Annotated in this window: 17 protein-coding genes; 6 read left to right on the forward strand and 11 right to left on the reverse strand. The window is 59.9% G+C overall.

The window, feature by feature from the left end; genetic code table 11:
- Positions 1-9 precede the first annotated feature (9 nt).
- Positions 10-1422, reverse strand: coding sequence for an MmgE/PrpD family protein (locus P3S72_RS20325; RefSeq protein ID WP_276193808.1), 1413 nt, complete (start codon positions 1420-1422; stop codon positions 10-12).
- 432 nt (positions 1423-1854) lie between these two features.
- On the opposite strand from P3S72_RS20325, the gene P3S72_RS20330 reads away from it, so the two are divergent.
- From P3S72_RS20330 to P3S72_RS20340, 3 genes are all read left to right on the forward strand, one after another.
- A complete protein-coding gene (locus P3S72_RS20330) occupies positions 1855-2787 on the forward strand; it encodes a fumarylacetoacetate hydrolase family protein (RefSeq protein WP_276193809.1) in 933 nt (310 codons plus the stop codon).
- A 123-nt stretch (positions 2788-2910) separates the two neighbouring features.
- On the forward strand, positions 2911-3690 hold the full coding sequence (locus P3S72_RS20335; protein WP_276193810.1) for an IclR family transcriptional regulator: 780 nt from the start codon (positions 2911-2913) through the stop codon (positions 3688-3690).
- A gap of 79 nt (positions 3691-3769) precedes the next feature.
- Entirely contained in the window at positions 3770-4300 is a 531-nt protein-coding gene (locus tag P3S72_RS20340; protein ID WP_232565886.1) for a carboxymuconolactone decarboxylase family protein, read from the forward strand.
- 123 nt (positions 4301-4423) lie between these two features.
- Here P3S72_RS20340 and P3S72_RS20345 read toward each other — a convergent pair whose 3' ends face one another.
- Positions 4424-4921 (reverse strand): flavin reductase, encoded by a 498-nt coding sequence (locus tag P3S72_RS20345; protein WP_169881644.1) that lies wholly within the window; start codon positions 4919-4921, stop codon positions 4424-4426.
- Positions 4918-5211 carry a hypothetical protein gene (locus P3S72_RS20350; RefSeq protein WP_276193811.1) on the reverse strand — a complete coding sequence of 98 codons (294 nt, stop codon included), beginning with the start codon at positions 5209-5211 and terminating at the stop codon, positions 4918-4920. Before P3S72_RS20350 ends, P3S72_RS20345 begins: the two co-directional genes overlap by 4 nt.
- A gap of 358 nt (positions 5212-5569) precedes the next feature.
- Between P3S72_RS20350 and P3S72_RS20355 the strand changes: the two genes are divergently transcribed.
- The 3 genes from P3S72_RS20355 (at position 5570) to P3S72_RS20365 (ending at position 8717) form a co-directional block, all read left to right on the forward strand.
- Positions 5570-6421: a fumarylacetoacetate hydrolase family protein gene (locus tag P3S72_RS20355; protein WP_276193812.1), complete on the forward strand. Its 852-nt coding sequence runs from the start codon at positions 5570-5572 to the stop codon at positions 6419-6421.
- 42 nt (positions 6422-6463) lie between these two features.
- Positions 6464-7099 carry an NAD(P)-binding domain-containing protein gene (locus tag P3S72_RS20360; RefSeq protein WP_276193813.1) on the forward strand — a complete coding sequence of 212 codons (636 nt, stop codon included), beginning with the start codon at positions 6464-6466 and terminating at the stop codon, positions 7097-7099.
- Positions 7100-7454: 355 nt separating this feature from the next.
- Complete coding sequence (locus P3S72_RS20365; protein ID WP_346429968.1) at positions 7455-8717, forward strand: MFS transporter; 1263 nt, start codon at positions 7455-7457, stop codon at positions 8715-8717.
- Between the two features lie 63 nt (positions 8718-8780).
- Here the strand turns inward: P3S72_RS20365 and P3S72_RS20370 are convergent, their stop codons facing one another.
- The 8 genes from P3S72_RS20370 to P3S72_RS20405 all read right to left on the reverse strand — a co-directional run bounded on the left by P3S72_RS20370 (position 8781) and on the right by P3S72_RS20405 (position 15458).
- Positions 8781-9557: a helix-turn-helix domain-containing protein gene (locus tag P3S72_RS20370; protein WP_169881649.1), complete on the reverse strand. Its 777-nt coding sequence runs from the start codon at positions 9555-9557 to the stop codon at positions 8781-8783.
- A 140-nt stretch (positions 9558-9697) separates the two neighbouring features.
- Complete coding sequence (locus P3S72_RS20375; RefSeq protein WP_253397229.1) at positions 9698-10039, reverse strand: Rieske 2Fe-2S domain-containing protein; 342 nt, start codon at positions 10037-10039, stop codon at positions 9698-9700.
- A gap of 2 nt (positions 10040-10041) precedes the next feature.
- Positions 10042-10353: a YciI family protein gene (locus tag P3S72_RS20380; protein WP_276193814.1), complete on the reverse strand. Its 312-nt coding sequence runs from the start codon at positions 10351-10353 to the stop codon at positions 10042-10044.
- Positions 10354-10356: 3 nt separating this feature from the next.
- On the reverse strand, positions 10357-11229 hold the full coding sequence (locus P3S72_RS20385; protein ID WP_276193815.1) for a dioxygenase: 873 nt from the start codon (positions 11227-11229) through the stop codon (positions 10357-10359).
- A 34-nt stretch (positions 11230-11263) separates the two neighbouring features.
- Positions 11264-12331, reverse strand: a complete 1068-nt coding sequence (locus P3S72_RS20390) for a maleylacetate reductase (RefSeq protein ID WP_232565888.1) — start codon at positions 12329-12331, stop codon at positions 11264-11266.
- Between the two features lie 8 nt (positions 12332-12339).
- Positions 12340-13803 (reverse strand): aldehyde dehydrogenase family protein, encoded by a 1464-nt coding sequence (locus P3S72_RS20395; RefSeq protein ID WP_169881654.1) that lies wholly within the window; start codon positions 13801-13803, stop codon positions 12340-12342.
- Between the two features lie 89 nt (positions 13804-13892).
- Positions 13893-14912, reverse strand: a complete 1020-nt coding sequence (locus P3S72_RS20400) for a hydroxyquinol 1,2-dioxygenase (protein ID WP_169881655.1) — start codon at positions 14910-14912, stop codon at positions 13893-13895.
- A 51-nt stretch (positions 14913-14963) separates the two neighbouring features.
- Entirely contained in the window at positions 14964-15458 is a 495-nt protein-coding gene (locus tag P3S72_RS20405) for a hydroxyquinol 1,2-dioxygenase (RefSeq protein WP_169881656.1), read from the reverse strand.
- Positions 15459-15571: the final 113 nt, after the last annotated feature.

Genomic DNA, 15571 nt, shown 5'->3' on the forward strand with positions numbered 1-15571 from the left:
CGCGCCCCGTTAGTTGCGAGGGTGAGTCAATTGCAGCGAATCCCGTTCCGACTCGCGTCGGTCGATGTCCACGAGGTGATTCCACACGCTGGCGCGAGCGTGCGCCGAGCCCGCAACCTCCAGGCAGAGGTTCTCGATCTCCAAGGCTGCGCTCGGCTCGAGCAGGTCCCTGGACAACCGGCGAAACTTTTGTCTCGCCTCGTCGATTTGAAAGGGCCGTTGCGGATCGCCCCAGGCATGAATGATTGTCTGGCTGGCGATGATCCGCTCGCCGATGAGCAGCTCTACCACCGCCGGATAGGCGTGCGGTGTCGCCGCTTGCAGATGCTCGTCGGCCAGCACTTCAACCTTGTCGGCAAGACGCGTCATCTCAACCCCGCGATGGGCCTGCGCACGCTCGACATCCAGCAGCGCATCGGGCATGACGCCCACCAGCGCGAGGTTGTAGGCGCAACTGGTCACACGGGACAGCCGGCTGATCTCCACGTCGTAATGCGCCACCATGTTCGCGTGTGAAGGCGGTAAGCGAACGCGCACCGCCGTCAGCGACTCGTGGTCGATACCCTGGTCAAGCAACTGCCGGAACCCGAACATCGCGGCGATGTTGTGCTTCGCCGCGCAGTAAGGCTTGATGCTCGCCCCCAGGATCGCGGGACGGCCCTGCAAGATACGCGCAATGCGCTCGTGGCAGAGGGTCAGCCCGCGCATCGGCGACGCCTGATCATTTTCAAGCAGGCCCCGATCGCCGGTGAAGCCCGCAGCAGCGCTCATGGCAGCGGCGCAACCGGTTCGGGCGGCCATCCCGAACAGCAGCCATCTGGCTGAGGTTCCTCGCACCGATGCAACCCCGGCACTCGCATTGCCCCCCGGTCGGCCATTGGATGAGGTCAGCGCAATCGCCAGCGCGTGGGCCGTGCGCTCCGCGTCCAGGTTGAGGAGCTTCGCCGTGACGGCCGCCGCCGTGACCGGCGCGAGCAGGAGGCTCGGCCAAACGCCCTGGTGCAATATTTTCGGGCCCGACACCGCCTCCCCCAGTCCGGTCATCACTTCATAGCCAACGTGAACCGCTTCGGCGAAACGCGCCTGGCCAAGCAAACCGCGCGGCAGGTTCGCAGCCAGGGTCAACGCGGTCATGACCACCAGCGCGCCGGGCGTGGTGCACGACGCCATGTGGATATCGTCGACCTCGGTCAATCTTGCCGTGGCCGTAAACAGCCCTACCGCATCGAGCGTCGACGAATTGAACGGTGCATGCTCGCCTCGCAGCCCGTTGAGAAGCCGTCCCTCGCGGGTTGCGCGCCCGGCGATCCAGGCGCCCACGGTATCGAGCACATGCACCGAGAGCGTTTGCGCGGCAGATTCCATTGCGTCGATGGAAGGCTCCGCGGTCATCCTTTGAGCAAGCGTATCAATGAGGGTCATCGAGAAACGTTCCTGGGCCGGCGTAGACGCCTGCGGTCACTGAGGCCTGCGGCGCAGTTGCCTCTTCTGCCTGTCGCGGCGCCGCACGTGCGCACGGCGCGCTGGACAAAAACCTAGCACACACAACATAAAAATATCAATTCAATCTTGAATTGTGAGAATTGGCATAAATTTATATTCATCATTAAAAATACTATAACAACCTGATAAATATGAATTTATTTTCATAAATAGCGATAAAACAGACAATGATTCAGAATTTATATTTTACGATCAAATCTCACAGTGATAGATTTACTCGATATAAAACCGCAGCAGCCCGCTTGGCGGCCGACGAGATCCACGTGATCACACCGACGCTCAACCAGCCTCCAAACCTCAAGCCTTTGCGGGTCCCGTGTCCAATGCCTCATCAACAAGAGACTGCCGCCAATGAAACTTGCGTTCTTCGACTCCTACAGACTCGGCCTGATCGTCGACGACTCGATCGTGGACATTTCGTCATTGATCAGTGGATTTCCCTACGCAAACCCCAACGATGCAATGATTCATCTGATTGAGAAGTTCGATGAATACAAGGACGCACTGGAGAAGGCGCAACGCCTGGGGCAACGGATCAACCTGTCTGGCGTTCGGCTGCGAGCACCGCTGCCCAAGCCGGGCAACATCGTCTGCATGGCGGTCAATTACATGGAAGACGGCACCCTGGCGGAGCCGCCACTGATCAATGCATTTCACAAGGCGTCCTCCTGTGTGATCGGCCCGGGAGACACCCTGGTGCTTCCAGATATCCCGGCGATCGTTTTCGAAGCGGAAGCGGAACTCGCGATCATTATCGGACGCCGGGCCGACAAGGTCGCGGCGGCGGACTGGCGGGACTATGTGTTCGGATACAGCAATTTCATGGACGGTTCGGCCCGGGGAATGAAGCCGGAAAAGAACAGTTTCTTCCAGGCAAAGTCGAGGAACACCTTCGCCCCGATGGGCCCATGGATCGTCACCGCGGACGAGATCGCCGACCCGCAGAACCTGGACATCGCCATGAACCTCAATGGCCAACCCCGGCAGCGCTTCAATACCAATGACATGGCCCACAGCATCGCAAACAGCATTGAGTGGCTAAGCCATATCCACCCGCTCGAACCCGGCGACATTATCGCGACGGGCACCAACCATCGCGGCCTTGGCGCCATTCAGGACGGCGACGTGCTCGAACTCTCGGTCGAGGGCCTCGGCACGCTATCGGTCAACGTCAAAGACGACCTGCGTCGAACCTGGTCGAACGAAACGCGCCTGCAAAGGCAAACCCAGGGACTGAACGCGCTCTCCCCGCAGCTGACCGGCAAATATGCGGCCAGCCAATAGAACGCGTGCATTGCAGGCTCTCAGGCTCCAAGGTGGGAGCCTGCGGGCGCTGCGGCGTTTGCTTGCACGCTCAACCTGCGCTGACTACCATGCCGGCGTCCTAACTTTCCTCTGAAGCGCTCAATGTCCAGCCTAACTAAGATGCTGTCGATGCTCGACTTTTTCTCGATCGACAAGGCCACCTGGTCGCCCGAGGATTTGATCGCCGAAACCGGCCTGTCCCGGCCGACGGGCTACCGCTACCTCAAGGAACTGTGCGATTCAGGCCTTCTTCGACGCGCGGAGAACGGTTATTCGCTGGGGCCGCGAATCATCGAGATGGACTACTACATCCGTCAAAGCGACAGGCTGTTGATCGCCTGCCAACCGGTGATGAGCCGATTGGCGCAGGAGACCGGTTGCAACATTTTGCTCGCCAGCATCTATGGCGTGCGCATTCTTGCCGTTCACCAGGAGCAGGGAGAACTGGCGTGCCCCGTCGCATACGGGCGGGGCCGCCCCATGCCTCTCTTTCGCGGCGGCGGATCGAAAGTCATCCTCGCTGCGCTCTCGCCTGCCAGGCATAAGCGACTCTATGAAAGCTACGCGGCAGAAATCGCCGAGGCGGGCCTTGGCGACACCTGGAAAGCGTTCCGCGCCCAAATGCTCAAGATTCAGCACGAGGGGCATGTGATCTCGGTCGGCCAACTGGATCCCGACGCCGCCGGCGCCGCCGTTCCGCTGTACACAGGCACATCGCTGGAACCGGCGGCGTTGATTCTGGTGACGACCCGCTCGCGCTTCGCGCTCACCGATCAAGCCAGATTGATCGAGTTGATGAAGAACAGCGCCCGACAGATTGAACTTGCATCGTCACGCGACAGCGCAGCAGGCCTCGTGAGCCAGCATCACCCCGTGCAATAAACAGGCGCTGACGAATACCGATACTCCAGACAACTGCACCCCTATGTTCGGCGCTTCGCCGACCAAACAGAGGCTTCTCATGAGTCAGATTCGAGTTCCCGTTGTCACGCCAGGTACAAGGCCCGAGCTCGCCGAGCTTGAGGACAGAATCAAAAAGCAACGTGGCGGCAACATCTCCTTGCTCTACCAGGTACTGCTCAATAGCGCCCCGATTGCCAGCGGCTGGGAACAAATGTTGTCGGCGGTACGCAATCACAGCTCGATCCCGGCAGACTTGCGCGAGCTCGCGATTCTGCGAGTCGCCGTGCTTAACCGAGCCACCTATGAATTCGAGGCGCACGTGCCGCACGCCCTCAGCGCTGGCGTGTGTGAGCAAGCCATCGAAAGCCTGCGCACCCCCGATGTGTTCGACGCGAAGCTGTTCAACGAACACCAGGCCCTCGTGCTCGAACTCACGGACAGGATGACGCAAGAAGTGGCCGTGCCGGATGCATTGATGGCGCGCATGAACGCGCGGTTCAACCCACAGGAAGTCGTGGAGTTGGTCGCGACGATTGCCGCCTACAACATGGTCTCCCGATTCCTCGTGGCACTTGCGATTGCCCATTGATCTGCTTGCGGCGAAAGTGATTTCGCCGCTCACTTGCAGGGTGATGAAGGGGGACGTCTCGCGATGTTTTTTTGGGCGGGGTTGCAGGTCGCCTGCACTGAGTGTGCAAGCGCCCGGGCCCACTCACTCCTCTGGCCGGTGTGCCGCGACCGGGTGGTACTTGCGAGCGTAATAAGCCAGACCCGAGTGGACTTCCGGCTCTACCCGCACCGACACTATGCCGCACAGGAAAATGCTGTGAGTGCCAGCCTCGATGGTCTGGACGATGCGCGCATCGAAGTTGACCAACGCGTTCTCCAGCGCGGGTGCGCCCGTTTCCAGCACGCTCCAACGGTCGATCTGGAAGCGCTCGTGCACCGTCGCCGCGCCTGAAAAAGTCCTGGAGATAGTCTCCTGGTCGGCTGTGAGCACATTGACGCACAGGACCCCATTGCCGCTAAAAACGTTGTGCTGCCGACTGTTGCGGTTCATGCACACCAGCAGCATCGGTGGGTCGTCCGTCACGCTGCAGACGGCGGATGCCGTGAAACCGCCCTGGCCGGCGGGACCATCCGTGGTAATGACGGTGACTGCGCCGATGAGGCGAGACATGCCGTCACGAAAGCTGAGTGGATCAATCATTTGGAGCCCCGCAATGCTGGATAGGAACACAGGAAAGGTTCGTTATTGAAAACGTAACGATCCGTATCGAGCGGCGCTTTCGCCCTGGCTGGAACATCCTCACGCGAAAAGAAGATCACACCACTGTCATCCTCCACCGAAAGGCTTGCGGCAAAAAAAGAAAGCGGCTCATCGTTGAACAGCGACTGCGGCGCTTTACCGCCCAGACGCAATGTCAGTGTGGCGACTGCGCGCGCGATCCAGACACCGAACCTCTGCGGACCTCCAACGTCAAAACTCAGGAGCTTCATCGTCTCGTCTCTCTCTTATTAGGGTTTCAGCAATAGCTGCGATGCAACGCATCGGCCAAGCCCACTCGGGCAAAATCAGACTAGTGCCCACGCGGCCCACCAAACAAGCACGCCACCTGTTCTGTCCGTTCTGTGTATCAAACCCCAGTCCGGCACGTTGATCGGCAACCGTCGATTTCAACCGTCCGAATCAATCGCCCCCCTGATACACACACCGGACAGAACAGGTGGCGTGCTTGTTCGCCGCTTCAGCGCGGGACTAGTCTTCATCGACCCGGGCAAGGCCTGCCTGATGCGCTGCATCACGTGCCTCTGGCCCAAGGGACGATTGCCGACACCCTGATAGAGAGAAGAGACGATGAAGCTCCTGAGTTTTGAAGTTGATGGTTCACCGAAATTCGGTGCCTGGGTCAACGGCGGGGTCGTCGATTTGACGCAACGCCTGGCCGGTAAATTTCCTGATCTGCTGAGCGTGCTGCAAGCGGGCGCACTCCCCAACGTTGCCGAGGCTCTGGAGGGCGCTGAACCCGACTTCACCCTTGAGCAAATCACGTTTCTGCCGGTAATTCCCTCGCCGCCAAAAATCATCTGCATTGGCGTCAACTATGAAGAACACCGTTCTGAGATCGGCCGTGAGCCTACGCTCAAACCGCCGGTTTTCGGGCGCTTCAGCAACTCGCAAGTGGGCCACCTGGGCGTGATTCCGCTGCCGCCAGAATCGGTGAAGCTCGACTATGAGGGTGAAATCGCGGTCATTATCGGCAAGGCCGGACGCCGTATTTCTTCCGATCAAGTCTGGGAGCACATCGCCGGTTACGCGCCCTACAACGACGCTTCGGTTCGCGATTGGCAAGGCCATACCCATCAGTGGACGCCCGGGAAAAACTTTTTGCATACCGGCGGGTTCGGGCCGTGGATGAGCACCGCTGACGAATTCGGCAGCGATCCCGAGCTGCATCTGAGCACCCGCTTGAACGGCCTGGAAGTGCAGCGCGCCACCAGTCGGCAAATGATCTTTTCGATTGCTGAACTCGTGACCTATTGCTCCACATTCACCCAACTCGAACCAGGCGATGTGATCGTTACCGGCACCCCCGGCGGCGTAGGCGCACGTCGCAACCCGCAACTGTTCATGAAGGACGGTGACGTGGTCGAAGTGGAAATCGCGGAAATCGGCGTGCTGCGCAATGTGATTGCAAATGAAGCGTAAGCACCGCTCATCCCAACCTAAACCAATGAAGGATTAGACATCATGGCAATCGGAATTCTGGGTGCAGGAAAAATGGCACAAATGCTTGTCCCCAAACTCGTGTCGGGCGGGCATCACGTCCTCATCAGTAACTCAAGGGGCCCCGAGTCCCTGCAGCCGCTGATCCAGCAATTGGGGAGTGGCGTGAGCGCGGCGACGCCGGAGCAGATGCTTGCTGAGGCCGACGTGGTGATTCTGGCCACGCCTTGGGAAAAAACCCCTGCCGCCATCGCGGCCGCAGGCTCCTGGGCTGGAAAGGTGGTGATCGACGCGACCAACAACCGCCGTGGCCCACGCCCTGAAGACCTGATTGATATCGGCGGCAAAGGCTCCAGTGAAGTCGTCGCACAGATGATTCCGGGGGCTCATGTGGTGAAAACCTTCAACTACGAGCCGATTCCGGTGTTTGCCGCAGGCCTGCCCGCAGAAGGCGACAGCGGTGCAATCTTCTTCTCCGGCGATGACACCCAGGCCAAGGCCGCAGTCGCGCAGTTGATTCGCGATCTGGGGGGCGAGCCGATAGATGCGGGCTCGCTGGTTGAAGGCGGGAAATTGCACGGCATGGGCGGCCCGTTGTCGCTCAAGTTGAAATTGCTTTCGCCCAAGGAAGCGAAGGCACTGCTGAGTACCCTTCGTTAGATTCAACAGCGATAAGCCCGCCTGATCGCGGTGCGCAAACGAGATGAGTGAACCGGTTCGCGAAAGCGGATACTGGCCACGGATTTGCCTGCCGAAAATCTCACCATCTCGGCCGCGCCATCGCTACCTGGCGGGTGGCAGCCAGTGTCTCTTCACCTCGGCTGTATGCAGCAAGGGCGCACGGCTTGCGTTTGTTCGGCGATATTTCTTGCGTTGCCGTCTCACCCAAGAACTCACTCGGCCCACGCCGAGTGATTGGACAGACCTCAGTTCTGATTGGCAGATCCTCATGACAACAATAAAAACAAACACCTATTTGCACTCGCGTTGGGTTGTACTGGGCGCACTCGCGTTCATGATGTGCGTCAGCATGGCGCTGCCCATCTACGGCGGCAGCGTGCTCGGCACCTATATGACTGCAGAGCTCCACTGGGAACGCAGCACCCTGGGGCTACTGATCGCTGCCAACATGGCCGCCAATGGCCTGTGTGCGCCACTGGTCGCCGCACTGACAACGAAAATCGGCGTGCGCGGGTGCCTGATCATCGGCTGTATCCTCATGGCGGCAGCCTCGATTGCGCTGGCAACCTGGGTCACCGCGCCGTGGCAAGCGGCGGTGACATTCGGGGCGATTGGCGTGGCTGCAACATTCGCCAGTATCATCCCCTGTCAAACGGCCGTCACCGCCTGGTTCGGCCACCGGCGCCCGTTTGCGTTGTCATTGCTCTATGCGGCCATGGGCATCGGCGGTTTCATCTTCGTGTGGTTGATGACGTGGGCAATCCAAGGCTCAACTATCGGCTACCGAATGGGCTGCTGGGTGTTCTTCGGTTTTTCGGTTATCGGCCTGGTGGTCACCCTGCTGTTGGTCCGCAATAAGCCCGACGCCGATCAATTCGACGCGTGGGAGCTTGCTGACAGCCACCGACTGGCCGCACGACCGTTCGCTCCGCCCCCCGCGCCGCTCAACCTTGATCAGGGGCTGCGCAAAGTACTTTGCTCACCGGCCTTGTGGGCGATCTACTTCAGCATGTTTGCGACAACCTGCGGCTCGGCGTTCGTCATTGCGCATGCGCAGGCACATTTGCGCGATATCGGGCACTCACCGGTGCTGGCTGCCGCGACCATTTCGATCATTTCCGCAGCGATGGTCGTCGGCAACTTTGGTATCGGCTCGGTGGCGCAGCGTCTTGGCCCACGCCGCGCCTACTTCGGTGCCCTGGTGTTGTTTGGGGTCGGCCTTTTTACCTTGATCTACGCGACCGGCTCAGTCGGTCTGTACGGCTACGCGATCCTGTACGGGCTCGGTTTCGGCGCCGCGCAGGTCGGTCCCATGGTGCTGCTGAGCGGTTACTGGGGTGTCCAGGTGTTCCCGATGCTGACCGCGCTCGGGCTGCTGATCCAGACCGCCGGCGCCGCCGTCAGCCCTATCGCGGCGGGCGTGTATTTCGACAGCTCCGGTCGCTACCAGCCGGTCATCCTCGTGATTGTGATCATGACGGTGGTCGCGATGGTCTTGCTCCGCGTGATCGGCCCGCCGAAGGCCAGTGGCGTGCAAGGATGGGGCCTGCCCTCCTCCCCTGAACGTATGGAACACGCCTCCAAGCCAAACGCCTGAAACCCGAAAAAAGGCGGGGAGCATCAAGCTCCCCGCCTTTTTTTCAACCGTTCGGTGCGTGACCTACCATTCGATACCCGCGGTTTCGAGGTTATGTTCTATTTCCGCCTTGGCCTCACGCAATACCGGTAGGCAGCGCGCGATGGCAGCATCCGGACTGATCAGCGTAGAAGGCCACACGGTGCTGATGCAGCCGAACACCCGACCCTGGCACAACACCGCCAGCGCAATGCTGTTGCATCGCTTGTAGGGAACATCATCGGACGTACAGTAGCCCTTCACCTGGACCGAGCGGATCATATGAACGATGCGGTGTGAGTCACGGGCTGCCTGGTCTTCCGGCGCCTGGGATTTGCGCAGATGCGCGAGAATTTCACGGCGCTGCTCGTCACGTGCGAACGCCAGGTAAGCCCAACCCAGCGGGGTGGACAACAGCGGAATCCGCCTGCCGACCGCACTCAATCCAATCGACTGCGGGGTGAAGCGGTCGGTGCTCTCACGCACGACGATGCCATCGTCCTCGAACGTCGACACTGCGCTGGGCCACTTCAGTTGTTGTCGACGCCCAAAAAGCACCGGCGTGGCCACCGAGACGAACACCGATTCACAGGTCATCCCACCGCTCAGGCGACGAACTGCGATGGTCAGGTGATAGGTATTTTCATCGGGGTTCACTCGCTCGACAAAACCACCTTGAGAAAGCGTTTCAATGATTCGATAGACAGTTGGCAAGGGTAACTTCAGCGCCTTGGCGATATTTTGCGCCGAGGCGGACCGTACTTTATTGAGATACCCCAGAACGTCCAGGCCACGATCAAGGGTTCGCAGTCGCGTTATCATTCGGCCACTCCAATCAGGTTACACAGATCAACCTACGCTCACCCATCGTGCCTCGCAAGCCCACCCGATGCGTGAGCAAAGGCTCTATCGGGTCGGAGGAAGGAGGCGCAGGATTGCGCGGCAAAACAGGGGGGCTAAGGCTAGCGTTCGAGATCCAGCACCAATCGATCTTCGACCCAACGCACCGGCACAGGCTCCAAGCGCGCGCCCTTGCACGGCCCATCGATGCAATGCCCGTCTTCAAAACGAAACATCGCGCTGTGGTGAGCGCACATCAGGATCTTGCCGCGATAGGTGCAGAACGCTTGCGGACGATAATCCAGAGGCACGGAAAAATGCGGGCATCGGTTGACGTACACCCGCACCTGTTCGCCTTGGCGCACCGCCACCAGCCCGCCAGGGTGCAGTTGCTGCTGTTCGGGCAGCCCCAGGGCACCGCCATCGGCAATATCATCCAATCGGCACAACGTAATGACGTTCACGATCAGCCGCGCAATTGTGGGTTGCCAAGGCTCCAATGCCACGGCCGGATCTGAATCGTGGCAAACAGCCCGGCCCGGACATAGGGGTCTTCCTGAATGAACGCCTCGACCTCCGGCAAACTGCCCGCCTCGATCACCAGCAAGGTGCCATTCATCGCCGACCCCGCATCATCGAGCGTCGGACCGCCAAGCCAGACAATCACCCGATGCATCTCGGGAGCGCGCAAGTGAGCCTGGTGACTGGGGCGCAAGCGCTGGCGCAAGGCCAGTGAGTCCGGACGGTCCGTTGCGAATACCGCAAAAAAATGCCCCATGATTCACTCGGCCTCCATGACGAACTCGTAACACGCCCGCTTGAACGGCAATTCGAGGCCAAGGCTCTCGGATAAGTCGTCGTGTGTGACGCGGTGTTCATAGATCACTTGCAACGACTGTTTGACGCCAAATACCGCATCGGAGTCCAGGTAAGGATCATCGTGATTGAACAGGTGGGTGACCAGTTTGCGATAACCTGGTCTTTGGATCATGAAATGCAGGTGTGCGGGCCGCCAGGGATGCCGATTGGCGGTATTGAGCATGCGCCCCACCGGACCGTCGGTGGGGATCGGGTAGCACACCGGGACAATCGTGCGAATCGCAAAATAGCCATCGGCATCGGTGCGATAGCGACCGCGCAAGTTGCCGAACGGCTGCGTGCTGTCCTGACCCGAATACATGCCGTTTTCAGCGGTCTGCCAGACATCCAGCACAGCGCCTGCCAGTGCGTCGCCGTGGGTATTGACCACACGTCCTCGCACCAGGGCAGCCTCACCTGCGGTGAACGCCATGTTTTCGCCATACTCGCGATCCGGCATCCCTTCGATATAGAACGGACCGAACACCGTGGTCTCGGTGGCGTTTGCACTGTGTCGATGATTGATTGCATCGACCAGCATCGACACACCCAAGGTGTCCGACAGCAGAATGAATTCCTGGCGCACCAGGCCATCGCAGGTCTGGCCGGTTTCGGTCAAAAAGCGAATGCCCTCAAACCACTCCCGCTCGGTCAGTTCGACGTCGCTGACAAAGGCATGCAGATGACGCACCAGGCTTTGCATGATCTGCTTGTAACGCGCATCGGGAGCGCCGTTGAAGCTGTTCACCGTCTGTTCGGAGATCAGTGACTCTATGACGTTGTCTTGATCGGTCATTATTGTTATTCCGACGAGGATAGACACCGAAGGATCAGGCCGGCGCGAGGCCATGCATGGCGCGGGTCAACAGCGCTTCGATCGGGCCTTGTTCAAAGGGCCGCGGGTTGTAATACGGGCTGGCACAGGCAATTTTCGCCGCCTCGGCCGCCCCATTTTCAGGCAGCCCGATGTCGGCCAGCGCCAACGGAATACCCAACTTCTGGTTCAGTGCATACAACAAGGCGCCCACCTCGTTCGCTTCGCTGCCACCGAGCGCGCGGGCAGCGCGTTGCAAAGGGCCGGCCGCCGCTTCGCGATTGTAGTGCGCGGCGTGCGGCAGCACGATCGCATGGGCCTGGGCGTGCGGCAGGTTGAACGTTCCGCCCAAGGTGTGGCAAAGCTTGTGGTGCAGGGCCATGCCCACCGATCCGAGGCAAATCCCCGCCAGCCACGCGCCATACTGCGCCTGGCTGCGGGCTTGCGGATCGTTTGGATCATTGACTACGCCCGGCAGCGCCAGCGCCAGTGCGCGAATCGACTCCTCGGCCATCAACCCGATGATCGGATTGGCGTCCTCGGCATACAGCGCTTCAATCGCGTGCGCCATGGCGTTCATCCCCGAGCAGGCGGAGATCTGCGCCGGCAAGGTCAGCGTCAGTTGCGGGTCGTAGATCACGGTCTTGGGCAAAACCCTCGGATCGCGCCCGGTTTTCTTCAGGCGGTTTTCCGTGAGCCCGTAGATCGGGGTCATTTCCGAACCGGCATAGGTGGTCGGAACCGCCACGATCGGCAGGCCCGAATCCATCGCAATCGCCTTGCCCAGGCCTATCGTCGAACCGCCGCCCACGGCCACACAGCAATCGGCATCAAGCCGAGCCGCTTCGATACGCGCCGCTTGCGCCACCTCCAGCGGCACATGCATCACGGCCTGGGGATAGACGCCCGCCGCACGATCGCCGAGCAAAGCCGCGACCTGTTCACCCAATGCCTGTTGCTCAGGCGTGGTGAGAATCAGCGCGCGCCTGGCGCCGAGGCGTTCGATCTCATCGGCCAGCGCCGAGAGCTTGCCCCAGCCAAAGACCACGCGGGTAGGCAAACTTTGGTACACAAAAGGATTCATGGCAGGCCTCAACGTTTGAAGTGCGGAGCAATTTTGGCGTCGACATTGACCCATACCGAGCGCGCTTCGGTGTAGTCATGGATCGCCTCAAACCCCATCTCGCGGCCATAGCCAGACTGCCCAACGCCACCAAACGGGCTACCGGGGCTGACGCGTTTGTAGCAGTTGACCCAGCACATTCCCGCATGAATGGCGTTGGCCATTTTGTGCGCGCGGGTCAGGTTCTGCGTCCACAGGCCACTGCCCAGCCCGTACTGCGTGCTGTTGGCGATGGCCAGGGCTTCTTCGTCGGTACTGAATCGCACCACGGTGACGAATGGACCAAAGACTTCTTCCTGGCACACACGATCCTCGGGCGAGGCTTCGACAATCGTCGGCTCAACATAAAAGCCACCTGCCAATGCCTGATCGTCCGGCGCCTTGCCCCCAGCGAGAACCCGGCCGCCCTGCTCGATGGCGATATCGATATAGGCCAGCACACGGTCGCGGTGCAGTGCCGAGGTCAACGGCCCCATTTCAGTCTCGGGATCCATCGGGTCGCCAAGGCGTATGGACTTGGCTAACGCGACAAACCGTTCGAGGAAGCGCTCAGCAATGTCTTTATGCAGGATCAAACGCGACCCCGCGATGCAGGCCTGGCCCTGATTGTGAAAGATCGCCCACGCCGCGCCGTTGACGGCCGCTTCAAGATTGGCGTCCTCGAACACGATGTTCGCGCCCTTCCCGCCCAGTTCCAACTGAATGCGCTTGAGGTTGCCGGTCGAGGCTTCAACAATCCGGCGACCGGTCGCCGTCGAGCCGGTGAAGGCGATCTTGCCGACGTCAGGATGCTCGGCCAGCGCCTGCCCGGCGGTATGCCCATAACCCGGCACCACGTTGACCACGCCTTTGGGGATGCCAACTTCGGTCATCAACTCGACAATGCGCAAGGTCGACAGCGGCGTGATTTCCGACGGTTTGATCACGATGGTGTTACCTGCGGCCAGCGCCGGGCCCATTTTCCAACTGGTGAACATCAGCGGAAAATTCCACGGCACGATTTGCCCGACCACACCGATCGGCTTGCGCTGCACGTAATTGAGAAACCCGGCTTCGACCGGAATCACCGACCCTTCGATCTTGTCCGCCATGCCGCCGAAATACCGGAAACAAGCGGCCGTGCGTGGAACGTCGAGGCCGCGGGAGTCACGAATTGGGTGGCCGGTATTGAGGGATTCAAGCTGCGCCAGTTCTTCGCTGCAGGCTTCGATTCTGTCCGCCAGCTTCAGCAACAAGCGTCCGCGTTCGGCGGCGCCAAGGCCGGACCAGGCAGGAAAAGCGCGTTTGGCGGCGGCAACAGCAAGGTCGATGTCAGCCGCTTCAGCGGCGGCAACTCGAGTGATCAACGAACCGTCATGGGGTGAAATGACGTCAATCGTGCCGCCAGCGACCGCATCAACAAATCGTCCATCTATATACAGCTGATTTTGCATAATATTTTCCTCGCACCGCGCCAATGGCGCAGTGTCTGACGATTTGATCCGGATACATCGCCCGGCGAGCGCCGGGCCGAAGAAGGGGCTTAGAACGCGATCGGATAAGGCGTGAGTTCGCCGCTTTCATAGCGTTGCGGCAGGTTCGGCGTGGCGTTTTCCCACACCAGCAGCATCGAGCGCTTGGTCGAATAGCCTTGGTGGCGAATGTCCGCCGGCATGGCGCAGATATCGCCAGCACGCATGGTGATGCGCGCGCGCGGGCTGCCGTCATCCTTGTCACCGACATCCCAGAGGATTTCATCGGACAACTGCAGGAACCACTCGACCCGGTCATTGCCGTGGAACACCGGCAGAATGAATTCTTCGGTGGTCGGGCAGAACAGGCTGGCCTTGCACACCGAGGTGACCGACGGGTTCCACGTCACGTCAGAGCGCGACAAGTATTTGAACAGGCTGAAGGCATGCAGCTCACCTTCAAAGCCTTCGGCGGCGTGTACTTCCGGTTCGCCCTGAGAAACATCGGTGAACTGGCGATTGACCGGCAGATCGTCACGCAACGGCGAATCATCCGCCAGGCCAGGCATGCGTTTGGTGGCAATGCGGAAGCGCTCAATGGCTTCGATGTTATTGCCATTTTTGCGGCCGAACGCCGTGCCGGTCTCTTCCGGCGCCGCGAACGGGTCGAAGGTGGCGTTGGTCCAGTCCCGCAGAATGGCTTTGAAGGTTGCCATGATCAGCGGTGTTTCAAAGTTTTCGGTGTAGTTGACGCCTGCGGCTTTCAGCGTGCCGTTGAAGGTGCCTGCATACAGGTCGACTTTGCCGTAGTAATTACGCGTGCCGATAACATGGTCGAAGTTGACCCAACCGTAGAAAAAGCCCCAGGCCACGTCGCGCATCATCGCACGCAGAAAGGCATCGATCGGAATCAGGTGCGAGCGCGTCTGACCTTTGGCGGGCCAGGTGATACGGGCAAAATACTCGTCGCGCGATAGCTCGAAAGCGCCGAGCTTGAAAGCACAGTAGCCGGTGACGGCATGGGGCAGGCTGACCTGGACTTCGTCCTCGGCAAAAATGGCGTTATCGACAGCGTTTTCAAGCATGGCCATGACAGGATTCCTCAAGTTTTTCTGATTATTCTGAGTGGAAAACGGCGGTGATCACTTGAAGCAGATGTCTGCCCACTTCTCGACCGACAACGGGCCTTTAATTGTCTGCTGCAATAACACGCCAGGACGGCTGGATTCGAAGCGATAGGCGGCGCCATGCGGCAACAGGCATTGATGGCCGCGCTTAAGCAGCACGTAGCCCATCGGTTTGCCTGCGGGGATTTCACCCGCCAACCGTGTGCCCTCGCCGTCGGTCAAAGGCGTATCGAGCTTGAGGAAATCCACGCGCACTTCGCCGTCCATGACAATAGCGAACTCATCGTGCGCCGCCGTGTACCAAGGCGACTGACCTTCCGCGCGCAGGGTTTCAATGACGTAGCCCAGGTTGAGGCCGACGACGACTTTTTCGTAGGGAAGGGATTTTTCCGCGACCTCGAAGACATTTGAAAAGGCGTAATGGCTGGCCTGGCCGCTGATGATTTCAACCGACCCTTTGCTGTAGTTGTCCAGCGAGCCGAAGACCGTTTCGATTGCAGCGCTGCTCATGGTTTTTCACCGTTTTGTTGTTGTAGTAACAGTGGCCCCACAGTACGTCGTGCTTTCTTCAGGAACAATGAGAGTGCTGGCGACAACAGTGTTTGCAAAACGCAAACAATACG

The organism is Pseudomonas sp. D3 (assembly GCF_029320995.1).
Classification (GTDB): Bacteria; Pseudomonadota; Gammaproteobacteria; order Pseudomonadales; family Pseudomonadaceae; genus Aquipseudomonas; species Aquipseudomonas paraveronii.

Coding starts and splice junctions, on each gene's coding strand:
- P3S72_RS20325 (WP_276193808.1), bottom strand. CDS start 1,422: ATGACCCTCATTGATACGCTTGCTCAAAGGATGACCGCGGAGCCTTCC.
- P3S72_RS20330 (WP_276193809.1), top strand. CDS start 1,855: ATGAAACTTGCGTTCTTCGACTCCTACAGACTCGGCCTGATCGTCGAC.
- P3S72_RS20335 (WP_276193810.1), top strand. CDS start 2,911: ATGTCCAGCCTAACTAAGATGCTGTCGATGCTCGACTTTTTCTCGATC.
- P3S72_RS20340 (WP_232565886.1), top strand. CDS start 3,770: ATGAGTCAGATTCGAGTTCCCGTTGTCACGCCAGGTACAAGGCCCGAG.
- P3S72_RS20345 (WP_169881644.1), bottom strand. CDS start 4,921: ATGATTGATCCACTCAGCTTTCGTGACGGCATGTCTCGCCTCATCGGC.
- P3S72_RS20350 (WP_276193811.1), bottom strand. CDS start 5,211: ATGAAGCTCCTGAGTTTTGACGTTGGAGGTCCGCAGAGGTTCGGTGTC.
- P3S72_RS20355 (WP_276193812.1), top strand. CDS start 5,570: ATGAAGCTCCTGAGTTTTGAAGTTGATGGTTCACCGAAATTCGGTGCC.
- P3S72_RS20360 (WP_276193813.1), top strand. CDS start 6,464: ATGGCAATCGGAATTCTGGGTGCAGGAAAAATGGCACAAATGCTTGTC.
- P3S72_RS20365 (WP_346429968.1), top strand. CDS start 7,455: ATGATGTGCGTCAGCATGGCGCTGCCCATCTACGGCGGCAGCGTGCTC.
- P3S72_RS20370 (WP_169881649.1), bottom strand. CDS start 9,557: ATGATAACGCGACTGCGAACCCTTGATCGTGGCCTGGACGTTCTGGGG.
- P3S72_RS20380 (WP_276193814.1), bottom strand. CDS start 10,353: ATGGGGCATTTTTTTGCGGTATTCGCAACGGACCGTCCGGACTCACTG.
- P3S72_RS20385 (WP_276193815.1), bottom strand. CDS start 11,229: ATGACCGATCAAGACAACGTCATAGAGTCACTGATCTCCGAACAGACG.
- P3S72_RS20390 (WP_232565888.1), bottom strand. CDS start 12,331: ATGAATCCTTTTGTGTACCAAAGTTTGCCTACCCGCGTGGTCTTTGGC.
- P3S72_RS20395 (WP_169881654.1), bottom strand. CDS start 13,803: ATGCAAAATCAGCTGTATATAGATGGACGATTTGTTGATGCGGTCGCT.
- P3S72_RS20400 (WP_169881655.1), bottom strand. CDS start 14,912: ATGGCCATGCTTGAAAACGCTGTCGATAACGCCATTTTTGCCGAGGAC.
- P3S72_RS20405 (WP_169881656.1), bottom strand. CDS start 15,458: ATGAGCAGCGCTGCAATCGAAACGGTCTTCGGCTCGCTGGACAACTAC.